Source organism: Pseudomonas sp. SP16.1 (assembly GCF_052682975.1).
This window is the reverse complement of the sequence record NZ_JBQYFZ010000001.1, coordinates 1,064,940-1,086,941: the sequence shown is the minus strand read 5'-3', so window position 1 is coordinate 1,086,941 and position 22,002 is coordinate 1,064,940. Positions and strand designations below refer to the sequence as shown.

Genomic DNA, 22,002 nt, shown 5'->3' with positions numbered 1-22,002 from the left:
GCGGCCATTATGCGCAAGGGAAGACCGAGTGTCGGGGAGAAAATTCGCCCTTGAAATATACAGACCTGTCTGTCTACTATCCATTCCCGCACGATCTGCCCGTCGATGACGGCATCGCAACCGGTGAGTCAGACCATGCCGCCCAGCCGAACCTCGCCCCTTCTGCCACAGGAGCTCCGACCATGTACCTGCAGCGTTATCTGATGACCGCACTGCTGCTGTTCTGTACCGCCGCCAGCGCCGGGAGCGAGCTGCGCTTCAGCCTGGTCAAGACCGCGCAGACCGAAACCCTGGACGCCTTCACCGTGGCCGGCGGCAGCTGGACGCAGAGCGCCACCGCCAACCATGTGGCGGTGTTGATCGAGCACCATGCCGCCACCCTGCTGTTCGATACCGGGCTGGGCCGCGAGGTGGACCGGCAGTTCGCCGAGATGCCCTGGCACAGCCGCCAGCTGATGCAGTACGGCGCCGTGCAACCGGTACGCGACCAGCTGCAGCGCGACGGCATGCGCGTCGACCGCATCCTGCTGTCCCATGCCCACTGGGATCATGCCTCGGGGCTGGCCGACTTTGCCGAAGTGCCGGTCTGGGCGCCCTACGAGGAGATCGAGTTCAGCCGGATCGCCACGCCACCGGCGATCCTGCCGAGCCAGTTCGCCCATGGCGTGCGCTGGGTGCCCTATCAGTTCGAGCCGCAGCCCTTCCTCGGCTTTGCCGAGAGCCTCGATCTGTTCGGCGACGGCGCCCTGGTGCTGGTGCCGCTGCGCGGCCATACCCCCGGTTCGGTTGGCCTGTTCATCACCCTCGACGACGGTCGCCGCTTCTTCTTCACCGGCGATGCCAGTTGGCGTCTGGAAGGCTTCACCGGCCCACGGGAGAAGTTCTGGCTTAGCCGGCGTCTGGTCGATAACGACCGCAGCGCCACCAACGAAGTGCTGCAGCGGGTCCATCAGTTGATGCGGCGTGAACCCGAGCTGCAGGTGCTACCGGCGCACGATGCGATGGCCCAGCAGGCGCTGCCGATCTACCCGCAATGGCTGCAGTAGCCACCTGGCGCGGCATACCGTTCGTCCGTGCAGACTAAAGTCTTACAGTCGACTCGCCACTGAAATGCTTTATTTCACAGCGCCGTAACTGGCCGGTCACATCGTGGCCGACCTACCTATAAGAACGAGGAGACAAGAATAATGAGTAAGACTCCCCTCGCCCGCGCCGTGGCCCTGGCCGCGCTGGGCGCCAGCCTCACTCTGCCGGGAGTGGCCCAGGCCGACTTCATCGGCGACAGCAAGGCCACTCTGGAGCTGCGCAACTTCTATATGAACCGCGACCTGCGCCACACCAGCTCGGCGCAACAGTCCAAGCGTGAGGAATGGGCGCAGGGCTTCATCTTCAAGGCCGAATCCGGCTTTACCGAAGGCACCGTCGGCTTCGGCCTGGATGCTTACGCCGGCCTGGGCTTGAAGCTCGACTCCTCGGATGAGCGCACCGGCACCAACCTGCTGCCCAACGCCTTCGGCGACGAGGGTCCAGGGGAATATTCCGAGGCCACCGGGGCAGCCAAGGTCAAGATCTCCAAGACCGTCGCCAAGATCGGCGGCATGATGCCCAAGCTGCCCAGCGTTTCGGCTAACGATGCGCGCCTGCTACCGCAGACTTTCCTCGGCGGTCACCTGACCTCCAACGAGATCGAAGGCCTGACCCTGCATGCAGGCCAGTTGAAGGAGCAGAACCAGCGCGACTCCACCAACTTCGAAGACCTCAGCGTCAACGCCGGCGGCGGCATTCGCGGCTTCAGCTTCAGCGGCAAGGGCAACGTCGCGGACGACTTCAACTTCGCCGGCCTGTCCTATCAGCTGACCAAGGACCTGACCGCCAGCTACCACTACGGCGAGCTGGAAGACCTGTACAAGCAGCACATCTTCAACCTGGTCCACGTATTGCCGATCGCCGACAAGCAATCGCTGAAATCGGACGTGCGCTATGCCCGCACCACCGATGACGGCAGCAGCAATATCGACAACAAGGCGTTCAGCGCCATGTTCACCTACGCCCTGGGCGGCCATGCGTTCGGCCTGGGCTACCAGAGCATGAGCGGCGATACCGGCTACGCCTACATCAACGGCACCGATCCGTTCCTGGTCAACTATGTGCAGATCGGCGATTTCGCCAGCAAGGACGAGAAATCCTGGCAGGTGCGCTATGACTACAACTTTGCCGCCATCGGCCTGCCGGGCCTGACCTTCATGACCCGCTACCTCAACGGTGACAATATCGACCGTGGCGCTGGCGTCTCCGACGGCAAGGAATGGGAGCGCGACATGGACATCGCCTATGTCATCCAGGAAGGTACTTTCAAGAATCTGGGCATCAAGTGGCGCAACGCCACCCTGCGCTCCGACGCGCTGGGCGAGATGGACGAGAACCGCCTGATCGTCAGCTACACCATCCCGCTGATGTAATACCGCCGTCGGCTGTGATTTGGCCACGACGACGCCGCGACGCCCGCATCGGGTCGCGGCGTTATTTCTGTTCAGGGGAAACGCAGGAGCGCGCCCCCTCGTCAATCTCGGCTAGGCTCAGATCGACGCGGAGGATGACTCGATGGACAGCGACTACCAGCCCCTGGCCTGCGACCTGTACGACTATGTGGAAATCGCCTGCCTGTACCGCTACCAGTTGTCGATCGAACTGGTCGACGGCACGCGCCTGCAAGGCCAGGCGCTGACCACCGAGACCACAGCGAGCAAGGAGGAGTTTCTGCTCCTGCGCTCACCGGAAGGCGAGATGCGCCTGCGTCTGGATCGCCTGCTGGCGATCACCCCGCAGGATGCGGGCGCGCGCTTCGGGCGGGTGCTGCTCGGCGGCACGCGCTGCTAGGCACTTACCACATCAGATCGTCGGGGATCTGGTAGGCGGCATAGGGATCGTCGGCATCCGGTGCTTCGACATGGGTGTTGAGCAGGACGATGCGCGAGGGGTCGCGCTCCTGGATCTTCAGCGCCGCTTCGCGCGGGATCACCTCGTAGCCGCCGCCGTGGCGGACGATGGCCAGCCAGCCGTTGGACAGCTTGTTGCGCATCATGGCGTTGACCGCCAGGCGCTTGACCTTCTTGTCATCGACGAAGTTGTAGTAGTCCTCACCACTCAGCTTGGGCAGGCGCGAGCGCTCGATCAGTTGCTTGACCTGCGCGGCGCGGGCCTTCTGCTCGGCCTTCTCCTGCTGCTGGCGATTGAGTTCCTGGTCGCGCGCAGCCTTCTCGGCCTGGGCCTGCAGCGCGGCCTGGCGCGCGCTGTCATCCAGCTCGGCCTGGCCCTTGTGCGCCAGGCGCTTCTGCTTCTGCTGCTGCTTGCCAACCTGCTTGGCCTGTTTTTCGTTGACCAGGCCGGCTTTGAGCAGCTGGTCGCGCAGGGAAAGACCCATGACTTAACGATCCCGAACTAGATTCAATTGCAGCAACTTCTGTCCACGTAGGTCTCGTTGCCGTTGCGGTTGATGTAATAGCACCCACCTTTGGGGGCGCGAACAAGCTGTGCGCCTTTGGGACCACAGGTAGCGGCGAGAACCGGCTCAATCAACGCTGAACCCGGCACACCGAGCCACAGTATGGAGCCCAGCAAAAGCGATAGCACGCCCATTTTCCAATGCATGTTCGCCCCGTCAACCTAAGGAAGTTCTGAAAATGCCATTTATCGTCACTCCCGCGAAGGCGGGAGCCCAAGGACTACGCAGATCCTGGATTCCCGCCTGCGCGGGAATGACGGCTATTCCAGAGTTTTCCTAAATACGCCTACCGGGCCGCGACTTGTGCGAACTTATCCAACGCCAGGAGCCCGCTTGCGGGCGATCCTCATACGGGCGCCGGTGATCGCCGGTAAGGCTAGGCGCTCCCGCGGCTCCTACTAGCCCCCTGCCTAGCAACCCGGCGTCAGCTTCTCCAGCTTCTTCGCCTCGCTCCACAGGGCGTCCAGTTCCTCCAGCGAGCAGCCGTCCAGGCTGCGTCCGGCCTCGCGCACGCTCTGCTCGATAAAGCGAAAGCGCCGCTCGAACTTGCCGTTGGCCGCGCGCAGCGCGGCTTCCGGGTCGACCTTGAGATGCCGCGCCAGATTGGTGACGACGAACAACAGATCGCCGATCTCCTCGGCCACCGCCTCGGCATCGTTCTCGCTCATGGCCTCGAGCACTTCGTCCAGTTCCTCGCGCACCTTGTCCACCACCGGCAGCGCGTCCGGCCAGTCGAAGCCGACCTGGGCGGCACGCTTCTGCAGCTTGGCCGCGCGGCTCAGCGCCGGCAGCGCGGCGGGCACGTCGTCGAGCAGGGAGAGCTGCTCCGGCGCGGTGGCCTTCTCGGCGCGCTCCTCGGCCTTGAGCTCTTCCCAGCGCTGCTTGACCGCGGCCTCTTCCAGCCTGGCCGCGTCCGGCGCGCCGTACAGGTCGCCATCGACGAACACGTGGGGATGGCGGCGGATCAGTTTGCGGGTGATGCCGTCGACCACCTGGGCGAAGTCGAAGCGCCCCTCCTCGCCGGCCAGCTGGCTGTAATAGACCACCTGGAACAGCAGATCACCGAGTTCGCCCGGCAGGTGCTCGAAGTCGCCGCGCTCGATGGCGTCGGCCACCTCGTAGGCCTCCTCGAGGGTATAGGGTACGATGCTCGCGTAGCTCTGCTTGAGGTCCCAGGGGCAGCCGTGCTGCGGGTCGCGCAGACGGGCCATGAGGTGCAGCAGATCGTCGAGTCGGTACATAGGCTTCCTTTACATAGGTAGCCCGGATGCAATCCGGGAATGCCTGGACGCCGTTCCCCTGATTGCATCCGAACTACAGACTTGGGGCTCAATTGGCACGATGGCGGCGCGCCTCGATGATGTTGGGCAACTGGCTGATGCGCGCCAGCAGGCGGCCGAGGGCGTCCAGGCCGGGGATCTCCACGGTGATCGACATGGAAGCGGTGTTGTCCTCCTTGTTCGAGCGGGTGTTGACCGCCAGCACGTTGAGCTTTTCGTTGAGCAGCACCTGGGTGACGTCGCGCAGCAGGCCGGAACGGTCGTAGGCCTTGATCACGATCTCCACCGGGTAGGTCTGCACCGGCGCCTCGCCCCAGTTCACCTGGATCATCCGTTCCGGCTCGCGGCTGGTCAGCTGCAGCGCGGTGGCGCAGTCCTGGCGATGGATGGTGACGCCACGACCCAAGGTGATGTAGCCGACGATCGGATCGCCCGGCAGCGGCTGGCAGCAGCCGGCCATCTGCGTCAGCAGGTTGCCGACGCCCTGGATCTGGATGTCGCCGCGCTTGCCCGGCTTGAAGCCCTGTGCCTTGCGCGGGATCAGTTCGAGCTGCTCGCTGCCGCGCTCCGGCTCGACCTGCTGCTGCGCCAGGTTGACCGCATGGGCCAGGCGCACGTCGCCGGCGCCGAGGGAGGCGAACAGGTCTTCGGCCTCCTTGAGGTTGGCCTTCTCCGCCAGCTTGTCGTAGTCGACGTGCGGCAGTGCCAGTCGCGCCAGCTCGCGCTCGAGCATGGCCTTGCCGGCGGCGACGTTCTGGTCACGGTCCTGCAGCTTGAACCAGTGGACGATCTTCGCCCGCGCGCGGCTGGTGGTGACGTAGCCCAGGTTGGGGTTGAGCCAGTCGCGGCTCGGCGTGCCCTGCTTGCTGGTGATGATCTCCACCTGCTCGCCGGTCTGCAGGCTGTAGTTGAGCGGCACGATGCGCCCGTTGATCTTGGCGCCGCGGCAGTTGTGACCGATCTCGGTGTGCACCCGGTAGGCAAAATCCAGCGGCGTGGCGCCCTTGGGCAGGTCGATGGCGTGGCCGTCGGGGGTGAACACGTAGACCCGGTCCGGCTCGATGTCCACCCGCAGCTGCTCGGCCAGGCCGCCGATGTCGCCCAGCTCCTCGTGCCACTCGATGACCTGGCGCAGCCAGGAGATCTTCTCCTCGTAGTGGTTGGAGCCGGACTTGACGTCGGTGCCCTTGTAGCGCCAGTGCGCGCAGACGCCCAGCTCGGCCTCCTCGTGCATGGCGTGGGTGCGGATCTGCACCTCCAGCACCTTGCCCTCCGGGCCAAGCACCGCGGTGTGCAGCGAGCGGTAGCCGTTCTCCTTGGGGTTGGCGATGTAGTCGTCGAACTCCTTGGGAATGTGCCGCCACAGGGTATGCACGATACCGAGCGCGGTGTAGCAGTCGCGCACCTCCGGCACCAGCACGCGCACCGCGCGCACGTCGTAGATCTGGCTGAACTGCAGGCCCTTGCGCTGCATCTTGCGCCAGATCGAATAGATGTGTTTGGCCCGGCCGCTGATGTCGGCCTTGATCCCGGTGGCCTCCAGTTCGGCGCGCAGCTGGCTCATCACGTCGTTGATGTACTGTTCGCGGTCCAGCCGCCGCTCGTGCAGCAGCTTGGCGATCTGCTTGTACTGCACCGGCTCCAGGTAGCGGAACGACAGGTCCTCCAGCTCCCACTTGATATGGCCAATGCCCAGGCGATGGGCCAGCGGCGCGTAGATGTCGAACACCTCGCGCGCCACGCGCTGGCGTTTTTCCTCGTCGGCCACCTTGACCGCGCGGATCGCGCAGGTGCGCTCGGCCAGCTTGATCAGCGCCACGCGCACGTCGTCGACCATGGCCACCAGCATCTTGCGCAGGTTCTCCACCTGCGCCTGCGAGCCGAGCACCAGGGAGTCGCGCGGGTTGAGCGAGGCGCTGATCGCCGCCATGCGCAGCACGCCCTCGATCAGCTTGGCCACCACCGGGCCGAAGCGCTGGTGCACCGTGGCCAGGGTCACCTTGCCCTCGCGCACGCCGCGGTAGAGCACCGCGGCCACCAGCGAATCCTGGTCGAGCTTGAGATCGGCGAGAATCTCGGCGATCTCCAGGCCGACACGGAAACTGGAGGTGCCCTCGACCCACAGGTTCTGCGCCGGATTGGCCAGTTGCTCGACCTCGCGGGCGAACTCGCAGGCCTCCTTGAGGGCCGCGCGATCCAGCGCCGGATCGACGCTCGCCGCATGATCGAGCCAGGCCTCCAGGTTGATGCTGCCGTCGTCGTTGATCGGCTGATACGCTCTCACCTGAACCATCGTTCTACCTTCCCTACGGCGCGCCCAAGGCGCGCCGAGCAGTCGCCGGCTTCTGCGAGCCGGTCGGATTAACTGAAAGCATGCGCGTCCTGCGCATCCCTCGTGCCCCGGGCCTCAGCCTAGGGCTTCTCAAACAGGGCCATGGCCTCGACATGCGCGGTCTGCGGAAACATGTCGAGAATCCCGGCGCGGCGCAGACGGTAGCCCTGCTGCATCAGCTCGGCGGCGTCGCGTGCCAGCGTGGTCGGGTTGCAGGACACATAGACCAGGCGCCGCGCGCCCAGCTGCGTCATCCCGCGCACCGCCTGCAGCGCGCCGTCGCGCGGCGGATCGAGCAGCACCGCGGAAAATCCGCCGCGTGCCCAGGCCTCATCGGCCAGCGGCTTCGACAGGTCGGCGCGGAAAAAGTGCGCGTTGCCCAGGCCGTTGCCGGCGGCGTTGGCCGCGGCGCGCGCAACCATAGCCTCAACGCCCTCCACCGCCACCACCTCGCCCGCCTGACGCGCCAGCGGCAGGGCAAAATTGCCCAGGCCGCAGAACAGATCCAGCACCCGCTCGCCGGGCCGCACTGCCAACCAGTCTAGCGCCTGGGCGACCATCGCCTCGTTGACCGGACCGTTGACCTGGACGAAATCCCCCGGCCGATAGGCCAGCCGCAGCTGCCAGCGTTGCAGGGCAAAGCCCAGCTCGGCGCCGGCCTCATCGGCCTGCGGCTCGCCCTCGCCATGCAGCCACAACTGCGCGCGGTGCTCGGCGCAGAAGGCGCGCAGCAGCGCCAGGTCGGCTGCAGCGAGCGGCGCGGTATGGCGCAGCAGCAGGGCCTCGGCGCTGCCGCTGAACAGCTCGACATGCCCCAGCGCCTGCGGCTTGCCCAGCTGCCGCAGCAGCGCCGGCAGGCCGCGCAGAATCGGTTGCAAGGGCTGTACCAGTACCGCGCAGTCGTCGATCGCGACTATCTCCTGGCTGGCCTCGGCGCGAAAGCCGACGTCCAGCCGGCGCGCCTTGGCATCCCAGCGCACGGCGATGCGCGCGCGGCGCCGGTAGGCGAACTCGGGGCCGACCAACGGCGCCGCCCACTCGTCCGGCTGCACGCCGCCGAGGCGGGCGAGCTGCTCGGCCAGGGTGCGCTGTTTCAGGGCGAGCTGGTCGGCGTGGGGCATGTGCTGCAGGTTGCAGCCGCCGCAGCGCCCGGCATGCGCACAGGGTGGCTGGCGCCGCGCGGCGCTGGGTTCGAGGATGCGTTCGGCACGCGCCTCGACGGTCTGGCTGCGCGCGGCCAGCACCCTGGCCTCGACGCGCTCGCCGGCCAGGGCGCCGCTGACGAACCAGGTGCGCCCGCCATCGAAGGCGATGCCGCGGCCGTCGCCGGCCAGGCGCTCGATGCTCACCTGCTGCTTCTTGCCCACCGGCACCTGCGCCGCGCGGCTGCCGCCACTGGGTTGGAAGCGCAGGCCGCTACTGCGTTTGGTCATGGGCTATTGCTCTGTCGCCGGCAGGTCGTAGACGCCGGTGGACAGGTAGCGGTCGCCGCGGTCGCAGATGATTGCCACCATCACCGCGTTCTCCACCTCGCGCGACAGGCGCAGCATGGCCGCCACCGCGCCGCCGGAGGACACGCCGCAGAAGATCCCCTCCTCCCGCGCCAGACGACGCATCACGCGCTCCGCCTCGACCTGCGCCATGTCGATGACGCGGTCGACGCGCTCGGCCTGGTAGATCTTCGGCAGGTATTCCTGCGGCCAGCGGCGGATGCCGGGGATGGCCGAGCCTTCCTGCGGCTGCAGGCCGACGATCTGCACCGCCGGGTTCTGCTCCTTGAGATAGCGCGACACGCCCATGATGGTGCCGGTGGTGCCCATCGAGCTGACGAAATGGGTGATGCGCCCGCCGGTCTGCTGCCAGATCTCCGGACCGGTGCCGACGTAATGGGCCTCCGGATTGTCGCCGTTGCCGAATTGGTCGAGCACCTTGCCGCGACCGCCGCGCTGCAGGCTCTCGGCCAGATCGCGGGCGCCCTCCATGCCGTCTTCCTTGCTTACCAGCACAAGCTCGGCGCCGTAGGCGGTCATCGCCGCCTTGCGCTCGGCGCTCATGTTGTCCGGCATGATCAGCATCATCTTGTAACCCTTTATCGCCGCCGCCATGGCCAGGGCGATGCCGGTGTTGCCGCTGGTGGCCTCGATCAGGGTGTCGCCGGGCTGGATATCGCCGCGCAGCTCGGCGCGAGTGATCATCGACAGCGCCGGGCGATCCTTGACCGAGCCGGCCGGGTTGTTGCCTTCCAGCTTGACCAGCAGGGTATTGGAGGTGTCGCCCGGCAGGCGCTGCAGGCGCACCAGCGGGGTATTGCCGACGCAATCGGCGATGGTGGGAAAGTGCAGGGTCATGGGTCGCTCGAATCCGGACTGCCGCGAAGGGCGATCATGATACGCCGAACCCGCGGCGGCATCACGCCGTGATGCGGGATCGGCCGCTCCCGCTGGCTAGGCCGCCGGTAGGCGCAGATGCACGCGCAACCCGGGCGCACCGTTCTCCGCCCAGATGCGCTCGCCCTGGCTGTGGACCGCGCCGCGTGCGATGCTCAGGCCGAGGCCGAAACCGCCATCGCCAGGGCGCGCGCCGTCCAGGCGGGTGAAGGGCAGGAAGATCGCCTCGAGCTGGTCCGCGACCACCCCAGCCCCCTCGTCGGCCAGCCACAGCTGCCAACCGTCGCCCTCGCGCACGCCACCCAGGCGCACCACACCCTCGAGCGGCGAGTGGCGCACGGCGTTGCGCAACAGGTTCTCCAGGACCTGGGCGAGCAGATTGCGGTTGCCGCGCAGCCGGCAGTCGCCTTGCACCTCGTAGCGCAGCCGCTCTCGAAGCGCAGGTTTTCCACCAGCACCTCCCACAGCGCGGCCAGCTCCACCTCCTCGACGTCCAGTTGCGGGCGCTCGTTGTCCAGCCAGGCCAGCTCCAGGGTAGCGGCGACCAGGCGCTGCATGCCGTCGACCTCCTGCAGCACGCGCCGGCTCAGTCGCTCGGCATCCAGGCCGCTCTCGCCGGCCACGCGCAGGCGGCTGAGCGGGGTGCGCAACTCGTGGGACAGATCGCGCAGCAATTGGCGCTGCAGCGATACCGTGGCCTGCAGGCGCTCGGCCATATGGTCGAAGGCGCGGCCCAGCTCACCCAGTTCGTCACGCCGCAGCGCCACGTCGCCGGCCCGGGCGCCGAGGTCATCGTCGTGCAGGGCGTTGGCCTGCTCGCGTAAGCGCACCAGCGGGGCGATCAGCACGCGGTAGAGGCCGACGCACAGCAGCAGGCCGAGCAGCGCCGGCAGCAGCGCCCTCCTGCCAGACGCGCCGCCCCTGCTCGGCGTAGGCCCGTAGCTGGACCTTGGCCGCAGCGGACAAGAGCGAGGTGTGCCACCCTAATGTGCTGACCGAAGGACCAGCTGAGCGAAATCAGCAGCAGGACGAAGGCAATCAGCAGCGCCGCAGCTTCCAGAACAGCGAACGAACTCCGGGCACCTAGGCCTTCTGGCGGCCGAGCGGGTAGCCCTTGCCCACAGGGTCTGCAGGCGCAAACCGGTATCGCCCAGGGCCTGCAACTTGCGGCGGAAGTCCCCGCGCTCGGCCAGGCCCAGGCCCTCGCTGCCGTTATGGCAGAGAGTGACGCGGTAGCCGCTATCCTGCAGATGGGCATGCGGGTGGCTGGCGAGCAGGAGGTCATCCTCGATGGCGAGGATACGAGCGGCGCGGTGGGCGGCGGACAGCATGACGAACGACCGGGAAGGCAAACGCGAACGATTCTACCTACTGCGCGACAACTCCTCATCTAAAGATTCCGGCGCGCCGAGTCGCTACACTGCGCGGACGTCATAAAGGGAGGCAAAGCGTGTTCAAGGATCTAGGCATCAAGGGCCGCGTACTGCTGCTCACCCTGCTGCCCACCAGCCTGCTGGCGCTGCTGTTGGGCGGCTACTTCACCTGGGTGCAGCTGTCCGGGCTGCAGGCGCAGTTGCTGCAGCGTGGCGAAATGCTGGTCGAGCACCTCGCGCCGCTGGCCGCCCCCGCCCTGCAGCAGCGCAACAAGGCCTTGCTGCAGCGCATCGCCCAGCAGTCGCTGGAACATCCGGACGTCCGCGCAGTCGCCTTCCTTGCCACCGAGCGCACGCCGCTGGCCCATGCCGGGCCCAGCATGCTCAACCCGACACCGGACGATCAGCCCGGGCTGAGTCGCCTTAGCGGCGGTGACGCCACGCGCTTCCTGCTGCCGGTGTACGACCAGCACCTGGTCCTCAGCGGCGGCGACGGCAAGCGGCGCGGCGCCGCGCCGCTCGGCTGGGTCGAACTGGAACTGTCGCACCAGGGCACCCTGCTCAGCGGCTACCGCAGCCTGGTCGCCAGCCTGCTGCTGATCGTCGGCGGCCTCGGCGTCACCGCCCTGCTGGCCCTGCGCATGAGCCGCAGCATCAACGGCCCGCTGCGCGAGATCAAGGCCGGCGTCGCCCAGCTCAAGGAAGGCCATTTGCAAACTCGCCTGCCGTCACTGGGCAGCCACGAGATGGACGAGCTGGCGGCCGGCATCAACCGCATGGCCGAAGCCCTGCAGAATGCCCAGGAAGAGCTGCAGCACAACATCGAACAGGCCACCGAGGACGTGCGGCAGAACCTGGAGACCATCGAGATCCAGAACATCGAGCTGGACTTCGCGCGCAAGGAAGCCCTGGAGGCCAGTCGCATCAAGTCCGAGTTCCTCGCCAACATGAGTCACGAGATCCGCACTCCGCTCAACGGCATACTCGGCTTCACCAACCTGCTGCAGAAGAGCGACCTGACCCCGCGCCAGCAGGACTATCTGGGCACCATCGAGAAGTCCGCCGAGAGCCTGCTCGGCATCATCAACGAGGTGCTCGACTTCTCCAAGATCGAGGCCGGCAAGCTGGTGCTGGAAAGCATCCCGTTCAACCTGCGCGACCTGTTGCAGGACTGCCTGACCATCCTCGCCCCCGCCGCTCACCAGAAACAGCTCGAACTGGTCAGCCTGATCTACCGCGACACCCCGCTGGCCCTGCGCGGCGACCCGCTGCGGCTGAAGCAGGTGCTGACCAACCTGGTGAGCAACGCGATCAAGTTCACCCGCGAAGGCACCATCGTCATGCGCGCCATGGTCGAGGACGAAAGCGCCGACAGCGCCCAGCTGCGCATCAGCGTGATGGACACCGGCATCGGCCTGTCCGACGAGGATCTGCGCGCGCTGTTCCAGGCCTTCAGCCAGGCCGACAACTCGCTCAGCCGCCAAGCCGGCGGTACCGGCCTCGGCCTGGTGATCTCCAAGCGCCTGATCGAGCAGATGGGCGGCGAGATCGGCGTCGACAGCACCCCGGGCGAAGGCTCTGAGTTCTGGGTCAGCCTGAGCCTGCCAAAGGCCCGCGACGATGCCGAGGACCTGCCGCGCGCGCCGCTGCAGGGCCGCCGCGCGGCCGTGCTGGAAAGCCATGAGCTGGCGCGCCAGGCCCTGGCCCACCAGCTCGAGGACTGCGGCCTGGAAGTGGAAAGCTTCGCCCGCCTCGAGCAGTTGCTCGAGGCTGTGGCCGCCCAGCAGCAGTGCGAGCGTCCGCTGAGCCTGGCGGTACTCGGCATCACCACCGAACAGTTGCCGCCGGATGCCCTCGGCCAGCGTATCTGGGAGCTCGAACGTCTCGGCTGCAAGGCCCTGGTGCTCTGCCCCACCACCGAACTGGGGCTGTTCCACGAGTCGCTGCCCGATGCCTACACCCAGTTGCAGGCCAAGCCTCCCTGCACGCGCAAGCTGCACAAGGCGCTGACCGAACTGGCCTGCCCGCAGCGCCCGGCCGCCGAGCCGGCCGTCCTCGACAGCGGACGCCGGCCGCGAATTCTCTGCGTCGACGACAACCCGGCCAACCTGCTGCTGGTGCAGACCCTGCTGGAGGACCTCGGTGCCCAGGTCAGCGCGGTGGACAGCGGCTATGCCGCCATCGACGCGATTCAGCAGGACAACTTCGATCTGGTGTTCATGGACGTGCAGATGCCCGGCATGGACGGCCGCCAGACCACCGAGACGATCCGCCAGTGGGAAAGCGAGCAGGGCCGCAGCGCCACGCCGATCGTTGCGCTGACCGCCCACGCCCTGGCCAACGAGAAGCGCCTGCTGCTGCGCAGCGGCATGGACGACTACCTGACCAAGCCGATCAGCGAGCGCCAACTGGCCCAGGTGGTACTCAAGTGGACCGGACTGAGCCTGCGCAATCAACCCGCCGGCAAGGCAGCGCTGTCCGCCGCGCAACCGCCTCAGCCGCGCGTCCTCGATGCCGAGGAGGGGCTGCGCCTGGCGGCCGGCAAGGCCGATCTGGCCGCCGACATGCTCAACATGCTGCTGGCCGGGCTGCCAGGCGACCGCCAGGCCATTCGCCAGGCTCGCGAGGCCGGCGAACGCAGCACGCTGATCGAACGCGTGCACCGCCTGCACGGCGCCACCCGCTACTGCGGCGTGCCGCAGCTGCGCGCCGCCTGCCAGCGCAGCGAAACCCTGCTCAAGCAGGACGATCCGCAGGCCCAGAGCGCCCTCGACGAGCTGGATGCGGCGATCGCCCGGCTGAGCGAAGCTGCGGCGCAAAGCGCCTGAGGAGCCCACATGCGCATCTGCCTGTTCAGCAGCAAGCCCTACGACCGCGACAGCTTCCTCGCCGCCGCGCGGCCGGACGCGTGCCAATTGCAGTTCCACGAAGCACGTCTGACCGAGGCCAGCGCGGCGCTGGCAAGCGGCTGCGAGGTGGTCTGCGCCTTCATCAACGACGAGCTGTCGGCGCCGGTGCTGGAGCGCCTGGCCGCCGGCGGCACGCGGCTGATCGCCCTGCGCTCGGCCGGCTACAACCACGTCGACCTCAAGGCCGCCGAGCGCCTGGGGCTGTGTGTGGTGCGGGTACCGGCCTATTCGCCGCATGCGGTGGCCGAGCATGCGGTGGCGCTGGTCCTGGCGTTGAACCGACGCCTCCACCGCGCCTTCAACCGCACCCGCGAGGGCGATTTTTCCCTGCACGGGCTGACCGGCTTCGACCTGCACGGCAAGACCGTCGGGGTGATCGGCGGCGGCAAGATCGGCCAGGCGTTCGCCGGCATCATGCACGGCTTCGGCTGCCGGGTACTGGTCTACGACCCCTTCCCGCTTGCCGGGCTCGAGGCCATCGGCGCGCGTCAGGCGCCGCTGGACGAGGTGATCGGCCAGAGCGATGTCCTCAGCCTGCACTGTCCGCTGACCGAGGCCAGCTACCACCTGATCGATGCCAGCCGCCTGGAACGGATGAAACGCGGCGTCATGCTGATCAATACCGGCAGGGGCGCACTGGTCGATACCCCGGCGCTGATCGAAGCGCTGAAAAGCGGCCAACTCGGCTACCTGGGCCTGGACGTCTACGAGGAAGAATCGGAACTGTTCTTCGAAGACCGCTCCGACCTGCCGCTGCAGGACGACACGCTCGCCCGCCTGCTGACCTTTCCCAACGTCATCGTCACCGCCCACCAGGCCTTCCTCACCCACGAGGCGCTGGCCGCCATCGCCCGCACCACCCTGGACAATATCGCCGCCTGGGCCGCCGGCAGCCCATGCAATGAGGTCAAGGCCGGCGCGTGATAGCATGCCGGCTGATCCGGAGGACCCATGGCCGAACACGATTTCCGTTACACCCTGCTCAACCCGCAGCACACCCTCACCGAATGCCGCGCCCTGGCGCCGGGCCGCTACCAGGTCACCGGCAACGGCGGTTCGATCCAGGCGGGTGACGCGCTGCTGGTCACCCTCAAGGGCAGCCGCGACCTGCATATGCGCCTGGAAGTGGAGAAGGTCCGCCATCTGATCAACCCGCCCGGCCAATGGCTGGCGGTGTGCAAGGGCCCGCAGTTCAAGGAACTGGCGATCCACAACTGGCAGGTGAACTGCGACGGCTGCGGCAAGCAGTTGGATTTCGAATTCGCCGTAGACGCGGCGCTCGGCAAGGCGGCGCTAGCCCCGGCCGCCGAAGCCCGCATCGCCGAGCTGGGCTGGCGCAACGACGCCGGCCGTCATCTGTGCCGTACCTGCCAGGAGGCCTGACACCATGCACCGCGCCCTGCCCCTCACCCTGCTCGCAGCCGCCCTCGGCGGCTGCGCCAGCGATGCACCGCAACTGGAAACCGAACGCAGCTACCGCGTGGAGTGGATCGGCGAACGCCCGCTGATCGACCGCAGCCACCTGACCATCACCTTCGCCGCCGACGGCCGCGCCCATGGCCACGCCGGCTGCAACCACTGGTTCGCCGGCTACAGCCTGAACGGCGACGCGCTCGACTTCGACGTCCCAGGCAGCACCCGCAAGATGTGCGCCCCCGCCCTGATGGAGCAGGAGCGGCGCTTCCTCGACGCCATCGGCCAGGTGCAGCGCTGGGACTTCAACGCCATCGACCAGTTGCAGCTGTGGCCGGCGACCGGCAAGCCGATCCGCCTCTGGCCGGAATGACGGCGTAGGGGTACCAGGGCGGCGATCCGTTCGCAATGCGGTACAGGGTTGGGATCTGCAGGCGCCGAAGATCGTCGGCCTGTTCGCTTCGCTCCGAGCGGCCGGCATCCGGGCCGCCCTACGGCGCGAACAGCTCCAGCTGCTCCTGCCGCCCGCGCAGGTCGTGCAGCCTGACACCGACGCCGAGCAGGCGCACCGGCTTGTCGCCACGGGCATGGGCACCGGTCAGCAACTGCCGGTAGCTTTGCAGATCCCGACTGGCGCCCGCCTGCTCCAAGGTGGTCTGGGTGAAGTCATGGAACTTGACCTTGACGAACGGCTTGTCCGCTCGGTAGCTGGCGTCCAGGCGCTGCAGGCGGCCATTCATCTCCTCCAGCAGCGCCGGCAGTTTCTCCAGGCAGCTGTGCAGGTCAGGCAGATCCTGGTCGTAGGTGTGCTCGACGCTCAGCGACTGGCGCCGGCTGTCCACCTTGACCTCACGCTCGTCGATGCCATGAGCCAGGCGCCACAGACGCTCGCCGAAACTGCCGAACTCGCGCACCAGCGCCAGCTTGTTCCAGTCGCGCAGATCCAGGCAGGTGCGAATGCCCAGGCGCGTCAGCTTGTCCGCCGTGACCTTGCCGACACCGTGCAGCTTGCTCACCGGCAAAGCGGTGACGAATTCATCCACCTGATCCGGGGTGATCACGAACAGCCCGTTGGGCTTGCGCCAGTCGCTGGCGATCTTGGCCAGGAACTTGTTCGGCGCCACCCCGGCCGACACCGTGATGTGCAGCTCCTGCGCCACGCGGCGGCGAATTTCCTGGGCGATGCGCGTGGCGCTGCCGGCGAAATGCGCCGAGTCGCTCACGTCCAGGTAGGCCTCGTCCAGCGACAGCGGCTCGATCAGATCGGTGAACTGGCGAAAGATGCCGTGAATCTCCCGCGACACCGAGCGGTACACCTCGAAGCGCGGCCTGACGATCAGCAGGTCCGGGCACAGCTTCAGCGCATGCCGCGAGGACATCGCCGAGCGCACGCCATAGGCACGCGCCTCGTAGTTGCAGGTGGCGATCACCCCGCGCCGGTCCGCCGAGCCGCCCACCGCCAGCGGGCGATGGGCCAGGCTCGTGTCGTCACGCATCTCGATGGCCGCATAGAAGCAGTCGCAGTCGATGTGGATGATTTTCCTTTGCTTCATAAGCTATTGATTTTAATTGTATAACCCAAAGGAAAACGACATCTGATACCCGCCTTCATACCCTCTATTTTCTCGGCTGGATTCTCTGCATCTGAAGACGTCGCAGCCGCTCATCACCCGACAAACGGTAGAGAAAAATAGAACAGCCTGGCAGGCTGGACTGGCCAGAATAGCGATCTCAGGGAGTGAAGCAACTGGCGGCACCATCGACAGCGCCTCGGTCTACCTGCGCGAAACGGTCAAGGAAGCACTGCGCCTGAAAGCCGCCGCAGTGATCTTCTAGCACAATCATCCGAGAGCCCCCCGGAGCCGAGCCAAGCGGACAAGGTAATTATGCAGCGCCTGAAAGAAGCCTTGGCGCTCGTCGGCGTGCGCTCGCTGGATTACATCATCGTGGCAGGCCAACGCCTGGTGTCTTTCGCCGAGCCAGGGTTGCTCTGAACCGCGGGGGCTTCGCCCCCTTTTGCTGCGCCCTAGAGCGCCCCTAGTTCACCTGCCAGGGCGAATGGAGCCACTCAAGCCCATCGCAGCCCTTACGCTGCGAACCATCGACATCGAGCGAGACTGAGCGGCATCCGAGTTCATGCGGTGAGTCACGTTGAACAGATGCTGCTTGAACAAATCATCGCTGACTCGCTCGACGGCATGCATAACGGCCATAGCGGCGCTCCACTGAGATGGCCGAAGCCATCTTCACATCTAATCTAATAATCCTTACACTTGCTAACGTTTCGCATTTGCAATTATTTCTGCATTAGCTTCTCACCTAATTTACTGCCCCTTGAACTGATCAGCATGAAACCGATGTGCATCGGTGGCTGCAGAAGGGGCATGCGTACTTCCCCCATCACTCTGGAGTCTCTAGTCACGATGTCAGCCCTCCCTCACCAGATTGGTCTCTCGGTAAGCCTTCTGACCTTGGCCATAGCGCAAGCGGCGTTCGCCGCAGAAAGCGGAGCCGCAGCAACCGACCCACAAGACAAGGAAGCGGTCCTTGCCCCTGTCGTCATCAAGGGAGATGTGCTCGGTGAGGCCAGCGATGCCGAAGTCCGCAGCTACGCCGGCAGCCGCAGCCTGGTGAGCTCCGAGGAGTTGAGCAAGGCCAGCGTGCGTGGCCTGGACGACGCTCTGCAGCGTGTCCCTGGCGTCAAGATCTTCGATGAGACCGGCACCGGCGCCCTGCCACAGCTTTCCGTGCGAGGCCTCTATGAGAGCCGCAGTGGGCGTGTCCAGGCACTTTCCGATGGCATCCCGCTGGCCCTGGCGCCCTATGGCCAGACCAGTCTGTCGCTGTTCCCGCAAACCCTCGCCACGGTCGATCGAATCGACATCGTGCGCGGCGGTGCCGCCGTGCAATACGGCCCGAACAACGTCGGTGGGGTCATCAATTTCATCAGCCGACCGATTCCTGCGAAATGGGAAACCACTCTGCAGGAGCGCATCACCTTTGCTCCCGGCGGCCGCCAACTCTATGACAGTTACCTCGGTACCGGCGGCTACCTGACCGACAACTTCGGCCTGCAGTTGGATCTCAACACGCTCGACGGTGAATATGGCCGCGAGCACTCCGAGACCTCCGTGCAGAACTACCGTCTGCGCGGTCAATGGGACATAGACGACACCCGCAGTCTGAGCTTCGGCGTGCAACGCTATATCGCCGATATGGACCTAGCCGGCGCCCTCAGCGTCGCCGACTACAAGGATGATCCGCGCCAATCCACCCGCGATCTCGATCGCTTCGAAGGCGACAGCGACCGCGTCTGGGGGACCTACACCCAGTACCTCGGCGCCATGGGTCCGTTCGACGACGTGGAGTTCAGCTGGACCAACTTCGCCCAGCACAGCTATCGCAATTTCATTGTCGCCCTGCCATTCACGCCCGATGCCACACCGGCCACACTGCAGGACGCGCCGCGCGACTTCCGCGTCTGGGGCAGCGAGCCACGCCTGAGCCTGAGCATCGATGGAGACAGCATCAGCCAGACCTGGCTGCTGGGCGCGCGCCTGGTCAAGGAGAATGTCGACTTCGACGTTAACCGCCTGAACCTGAATACCGGCGCCAACAGCGTGGTACGCGACTGGGTGTTCGACGACGAGGGCCAGGCTGCCTACCTGAGCAACGAGATTAAGCTGCTCGACGGCCGCCTCACCGTCACCCCCGGCGTGCGATACGAGCACGCGAAACTGGAATACGCCGATGGCGTCAGCGGCGTCGAACGCAAGACCATCGCTGAGGAATGGCTGCCCGGCCTGAGCGTCGGCTATCAGGCCAGCGACGACTGGTTCGTCTACGCCAACGCCCAGCGCTCGCTAAGGGCACCGCAGGTGTTCCAGATCGTCAGGGACGGCGTGGTCCAGGCGGAAATCTCGCGCAACTACGAGACAGGCGTGCGCTTCACCCCGCAGAGCAACCTTCGCGTCGACCTCGGCCTGTATCGCATCGATTTCGACGATCAGATCGTATTTGCCGACAGTCGCTTCCAGAATCTCGGCAGCACCCGCCACCAGGGAATCGAGAGCGAGGTGTTCTGGACCCCCGCCGCACTGCCCACCCTAGACCTGCATGCCGGCTATGCCTATCTGGACGCCGAGCAGCGTGCCGGCACCTTCAAGGGCAACGAGGTGCCCTTCAGCTCCAAACATCAGTTCACCATAGACGGTCGCTATCGCTTCGCCGAGGCCTGGACCTACAGTCTCGACGGCCTATATGTGAGCAGCGCCTATAGCGATGATGCCAATACCCATGAGGAAAACGCCACCGCCTCGGTCGGCGAACTGCCGGCCTACTGGATCTGGAACACCGCCATCGAACGCGAGTTCAAGCTGCAGGACGCCAGTGTTCTGACTGCCTCGGCGGGTATCAGCAACCTGTTCGACCGTCAGTACTACTTCCGCGGCATCGACACCAGCCCTCTGGGTCGCCAGCCAGCTCCTGGCCGAACTCTTACTCTAGGCGTGAACTACCGCTTCTGAGTCCCGAGCCACCATTGAAACTGCTCAACCTTAATTGGTTGAGCAGTCGCAAACGGTCTTAACTCCTTAAAAGGCAACGCGCATCAAGTTCGCCTGGCTCAGATAGGCGGCGCTGTTCTGGATGCCAAGCATCGCCTGATCCAGTACGAGATGTTTCGCGGCACCATCGACCTGAGCGGCGGACTGCCAGCAGGGCATTTAATCAGGGCGTGAAGCTGCCAGCTCGAGGGGCGCTTATGATCGCCGAACGCGATCCGCTGCCCTGCGCAATGGAGAGGTGAGCCTTCGAGGTTGGCTTCTTGAGCCGCATCCACCAGCGAATCTAAGCACCACACCGACACTGCGATCACAACGAGCCCCCTCTCCTTACGGCTGGAGAAGATATGTTCGAGCCGGATCGCGCTAACCGCAACATACCGGCAGATTTTGGGGGGCACCACCTAACGCCGGCGCCCTAAAACGAGCAGAGAACGGCCAGAAGCAGGCCTATCCAACTCCTAGGCTGTTGAAGAGCTGGGGTCCCGAGCCGATACCCTGCAGACGCAGGGACTGAAGTTCGGAGATGCGTGCTGGTGATGATGTCCACCGCCCAGATGCCGGCGGTGCGGCTTGGTAGCGACGAGCCCTGGTCACATGTTAGGAATCAGGACTTCTGTCGTACGGTTTACTTCGGCCACTGGTAACCCACGAAGCGCTCGCGCAGATCCTTCTTACTGACCTTTCCCGTCGCGGTATGCGGCAGTTCGTCAAGTAGCTCGCAGGCGTCCGGCAGCCACCACTTGGCCACTTTTCCCTGAAGAAAATCGAGGAGTTCTTCGGTGTGCGGGACATGACCGGCTCGAGGCACTACCAACAGAAGCGGCCTTTCGCTCCAGCGCGGATGAGCTACGCCGATCACCGCCGCCTCAGCTACCTGCGGGTGCGCCATCATCGCGTTCTCGATATCGATCGAGCTGATCCACTCGCCACCGGACTTGATCACGTCCTTGGTGCGGTCGGTAATCTGCAGGTAGCCGCTGGCATCGATGGCGGCCACATCGCCGGTGTCGAACCAGTCGTCGCACCGCTCGCCGCCGAAGTATCCGGCACACACCCAGGGGCCTCTGGCCTGCAGGGCACCCGCGGCCACCCCGTCGCGAGGCAGCTCGTTGCCCTGCTCGTCGATGGTACGCAGTTGCACGCCGAATACCTGGCGGCCGGCCTTGACCAGCTGCTGCCCGCGCTCGGCGGCGGGCAGCCCGTCGTACCAGGGCTGATAGCGGTTATAGCTGCCCAGCGGACTGGTTTCGGTCATGCCCCAGCCCACCTCCAGGGTCACTCCGTGACGCTCCATGCGCTCGATCAGAGCAAGCGGACAGGCTGCACCGCCCGAGACTGCCCGCCGGAGGCTGGGGATTTGCACGTCTCCCTGCTCTAGATGCTGTGCCAATGCCAACCAGACGGTAGGCACGCCGAGGGCATAGGTGACCTGTTCGTCGTTGATCAGAGCGGCCAGGGTCGCACCATCGCCGGCCCTGGGTCCCGGCAGCACCAGCTTGGCACCAACCATAGCAGCGTTGTATGGCATGCCCCAGGCATTGACATGGAACATCGGCACTATCGGCAGCACCACGTCCTCGGCGCGCAAGCCAATCACATCGGCCAGGTTGCCCGCCAGGCTGTGCAGCACCGTGCTGCGATGGCTGTAGAGGACCCCCTTGGGGTTACCGGTGGTACCGGATGTGTAGCACAGGCCGCTTGGGGTGCGCTCGTCCAGCTCCGGCCAGGAGTACTCCGCCGTCTCGGCCGCCAGCAGCGCTTCGTAGCTGTGTAGGTGGGGCAAACTACTGACCGGCAACTCATGCGTCGCACACAGGGCAACGTAGTGGCGCACGCCCGGCAGCTCTGTCTGCAGCTGCTCCAGCAGCGGGATAAACTGCGGGTCGAGGAATAGAACCTGATCCTCGGCGTGGCGGATGATGTAGGCGATCTGCTCGGGAAACAGCCGCGGGTTGATGGTATGGCACACCCGTCCAGAACAAGGCACCGCGTAATACAGCTCGAAGTGGCGATAGTCGTTCCAGGCCAGGGTGGCGACGCGAGCCCCAGAGCCTATGTCCAAGCGCTCCAGCGCGTTGGCCAGACGACGTGCGCGCGCGAATGCCTGGCCATAGGTGTAACGGTGCCGACTACCATCGCCCAGCACCGACACGATTTCCACCTCGGCGGCAATCTGCTCGGCGTGGCGCATGATCATGCCAATGCCGAGCTGGTCGTTCATCATCATATCTTGCATTGCGA

15 protein-coding genes and 2 pseudogenes are annotated in these 22,002 nt (G+C 65.8%); 9 read left to right on the top strand and 8 right to left on the bottom strand.

Translation table 11 applies throughout. The features are described from left to right. The first annotated feature begins 182 nt into the window (after positions 1 to 182). The 3 genes from ACUTAF_RS05335 (at position 183) to ACUTAF_RS05325 (ending at position 2,877) form a co-directional block, all read left to right on the top strand. Entirely contained in the window at positions 183 to 1,046 is an 864-nt protein-coding gene (locus ACUTAF_RS05335; RefSeq protein ID WP_445578995.1) for an MBL fold metallo-hydrolase, read from the top strand. Between the two features lie 141 nt (positions 1,047 to 1,187). Beyond that, positions 1,188 to 2,459 carry an OprD family porin gene (locus ACUTAF_RS05330; RefSeq protein WP_445578994.1) on the top strand — a complete coding sequence of 424 codons (1,272 nt, stop codon included), beginning with the start codon at positions 1,188 to 1,190 and terminating at the stop codon, positions 2,457 to 2,459. A 142-nt stretch (positions 2,460 to 2,601) separates the two neighbouring features. Then, positions 2,602 to 2,877: a Rho-binding antiterminator gene (locus ACUTAF_RS05325; RefSeq protein ID WP_445578993.1), complete on the top strand. Its 276-nt coding sequence runs from the start codon at positions 2,602 to 2,604 to the stop codon at positions 2,875 to 2,877. Between the two features lie 4 nt (positions 2,878 to 2,881). On the opposite strand, the gene ACUTAF_RS05320 is transcribed toward ACUTAF_RS05325, so the two are convergent. From ACUTAF_RS05320 to ACUTAF_RS05295, 6 genes and pseudogenes are all read right to left on the bottom strand, one after another. Further along, positions 2,882 to 3,421: a DUF2058 domain-containing protein gene (locus ACUTAF_RS05320; protein ID WP_445578992.1), complete on the bottom strand. Its 540-nt coding sequence runs from the start codon at positions 3,419 to 3,421 to the stop codon at positions 2,882 to 2,884. 491 nt (positions 3,422 to 3,912) lie between these two features. After that, the gene (mazG, locus tag ACUTAF_RS05315) at positions 3,913 to 4,743 is read right to left on the bottom strand and encodes a nucleoside triphosphate pyrophosphohydrolase (protein WP_445578991.1); all 831 of its coding nucleotides are present in this window, start codon (positions 4,741 to 4,743) and stop codon (positions 3,913 to 3,915) included. Between the two features lie 88 nt (positions 4,744 to 4,831). Then, complete coding sequence (gene relA, locus ACUTAF_RS05310) at positions 4,832 to 7,075, bottom strand: GTP diphosphokinase (RefSeq protein WP_445578990.1); 2,244 nt, start codon at positions 7,073 to 7,075, stop codon at positions 4,832 to 4,834. 119 nt (positions 7,076 to 7,194) lie between these two features. Further along, complete coding sequence (gene rlmD, locus ACUTAF_RS05305) at positions 7,195 to 8,547, bottom strand: 23S rRNA (uracil(1939)-C(5))-methyltransferase RlmD (protein WP_445578989.1); 1,353 nt, start codon at positions 8,545 to 8,547, stop codon at positions 7,195 to 7,197. A gap of 3 nt (positions 8,548 to 8,550) precedes the next feature. Next, positions 8,551 to 9,462 (bottom strand): cysteine synthase CysM, encoded by a 912-nt coding sequence (gene cysM, locus ACUTAF_RS05300; protein ID WP_445578988.1) that lies wholly within the window; start codon positions 9,460 to 9,462, stop codon positions 8,551 to 8,553. Between the two features lie 96 nt (positions 9,463 to 9,558). After that, positions 9,559 to 10,397 (bottom strand): annotated as a pseudogene (locus tag ACUTAF_RS05295) (sensor histidine kinase); the annotation flags it as partial. A gap of 554 nt (positions 10,398 to 10,951) precedes the next feature. Here ACUTAF_RS05295 and ACUTAF_RS05290 point away from each other — a divergent pair. Genes ACUTAF_RS05290 through ACUTAF_RS05275 form a run of 4 tightly spaced genes read left to right on the top strand, consistent with a single transcriptional unit; the run spans position 10,952 to position 15,569 of the window. Then, positions 10,952 to 13,702, top strand: a complete 2,751-nt coding sequence (locus ACUTAF_RS05290; protein WP_445578987.1) for a response regulator — start codon at positions 10,952 to 10,954, stop codon at positions 13,700 to 13,702. A gap of 9 nt (positions 13,703 to 13,711) precedes the next feature. After that, the gene (locus tag ACUTAF_RS05285; protein WP_445578986.1) at positions 13,712 to 14,707 is read left to right on the top strand and encodes a 2-hydroxyacid dehydrogenase; all 996 of its coding nucleotides are present in this window, start codon (positions 13,712 to 13,714) and stop codon (positions 14,705 to 14,707) included. A 27-nt stretch (positions 14,708 to 14,734) separates the two neighbouring features. Beyond that, positions 14,735 to 15,166, top strand: coding sequence for a hypothetical protein (locus ACUTAF_RS05280; protein WP_445578985.1), 432 nt, complete (start codon positions 14,735 to 14,737; stop codon positions 15,164 to 15,166). Positions 15,167 to 15,170: 4 nt separating this feature from the next. Continuing rightward, the gene (locus ACUTAF_RS05275) at positions 15,171 to 15,569 is read left to right on the top strand and encodes an META domain-containing protein (RefSeq protein WP_445578984.1); all 399 of its coding nucleotides are present in this window, start codon (positions 15,171 to 15,173) and stop codon (positions 15,567 to 15,569) included. Between the two features lie 118 nt (positions 15,570 to 15,687). Here ACUTAF_RS05275 and dinB read toward each other — a convergent pair whose 3' ends face one another. Next, the gene (gene dinB / locus ACUTAF_RS05270) at positions 15,688 to 16,749 is read right to left on the bottom strand and encodes a DNA polymerase IV (RefSeq protein ID WP_445578983.1); all 1,062 of its coding nucleotides are present in this window, start codon (positions 16,747 to 16,749) and stop codon (positions 15,688 to 15,690) included. Between the two features lie 199 nt (positions 16,750 to 16,948). Between dinB and ACUTAF_RS05265 the strand changes: the two are divergent. After that, a pseudogene (locus tag ACUTAF_RS05265) lies at positions 16,949 to 17,190 on the top strand (JAB domain-containing protein); the annotation flags it as partial. A 429-nt stretch (positions 17,191 to 17,619) separates the two neighbouring features. Beyond that, the gene (locus ACUTAF_RS05260) at positions 17,620 to 19,722 is read left to right on the top strand and encodes a TonB-dependent receptor family protein (protein ID WP_445578982.1); all 2,103 of its coding nucleotides are present in this window, start codon (positions 17,620 to 17,622) and stop codon (positions 19,720 to 19,722) included. 664 nt (positions 19,723 to 20,386) lie between these two features. On the opposite strand, the gene ACUTAF_RS05255 is transcribed toward ACUTAF_RS05260, so the two are convergent. Then, positions 20,387 to 21,997, bottom strand: coding sequence for a long-chain fatty acid--CoA ligase (locus ACUTAF_RS05255; protein ID WP_445578981.1), 1,611 nt, complete (start codon positions 21,995 to 21,997; stop codon positions 20,387 to 20,389). Between the last annotated feature and the right edge of the window lie 5 nt (positions 21,998 to 22,002).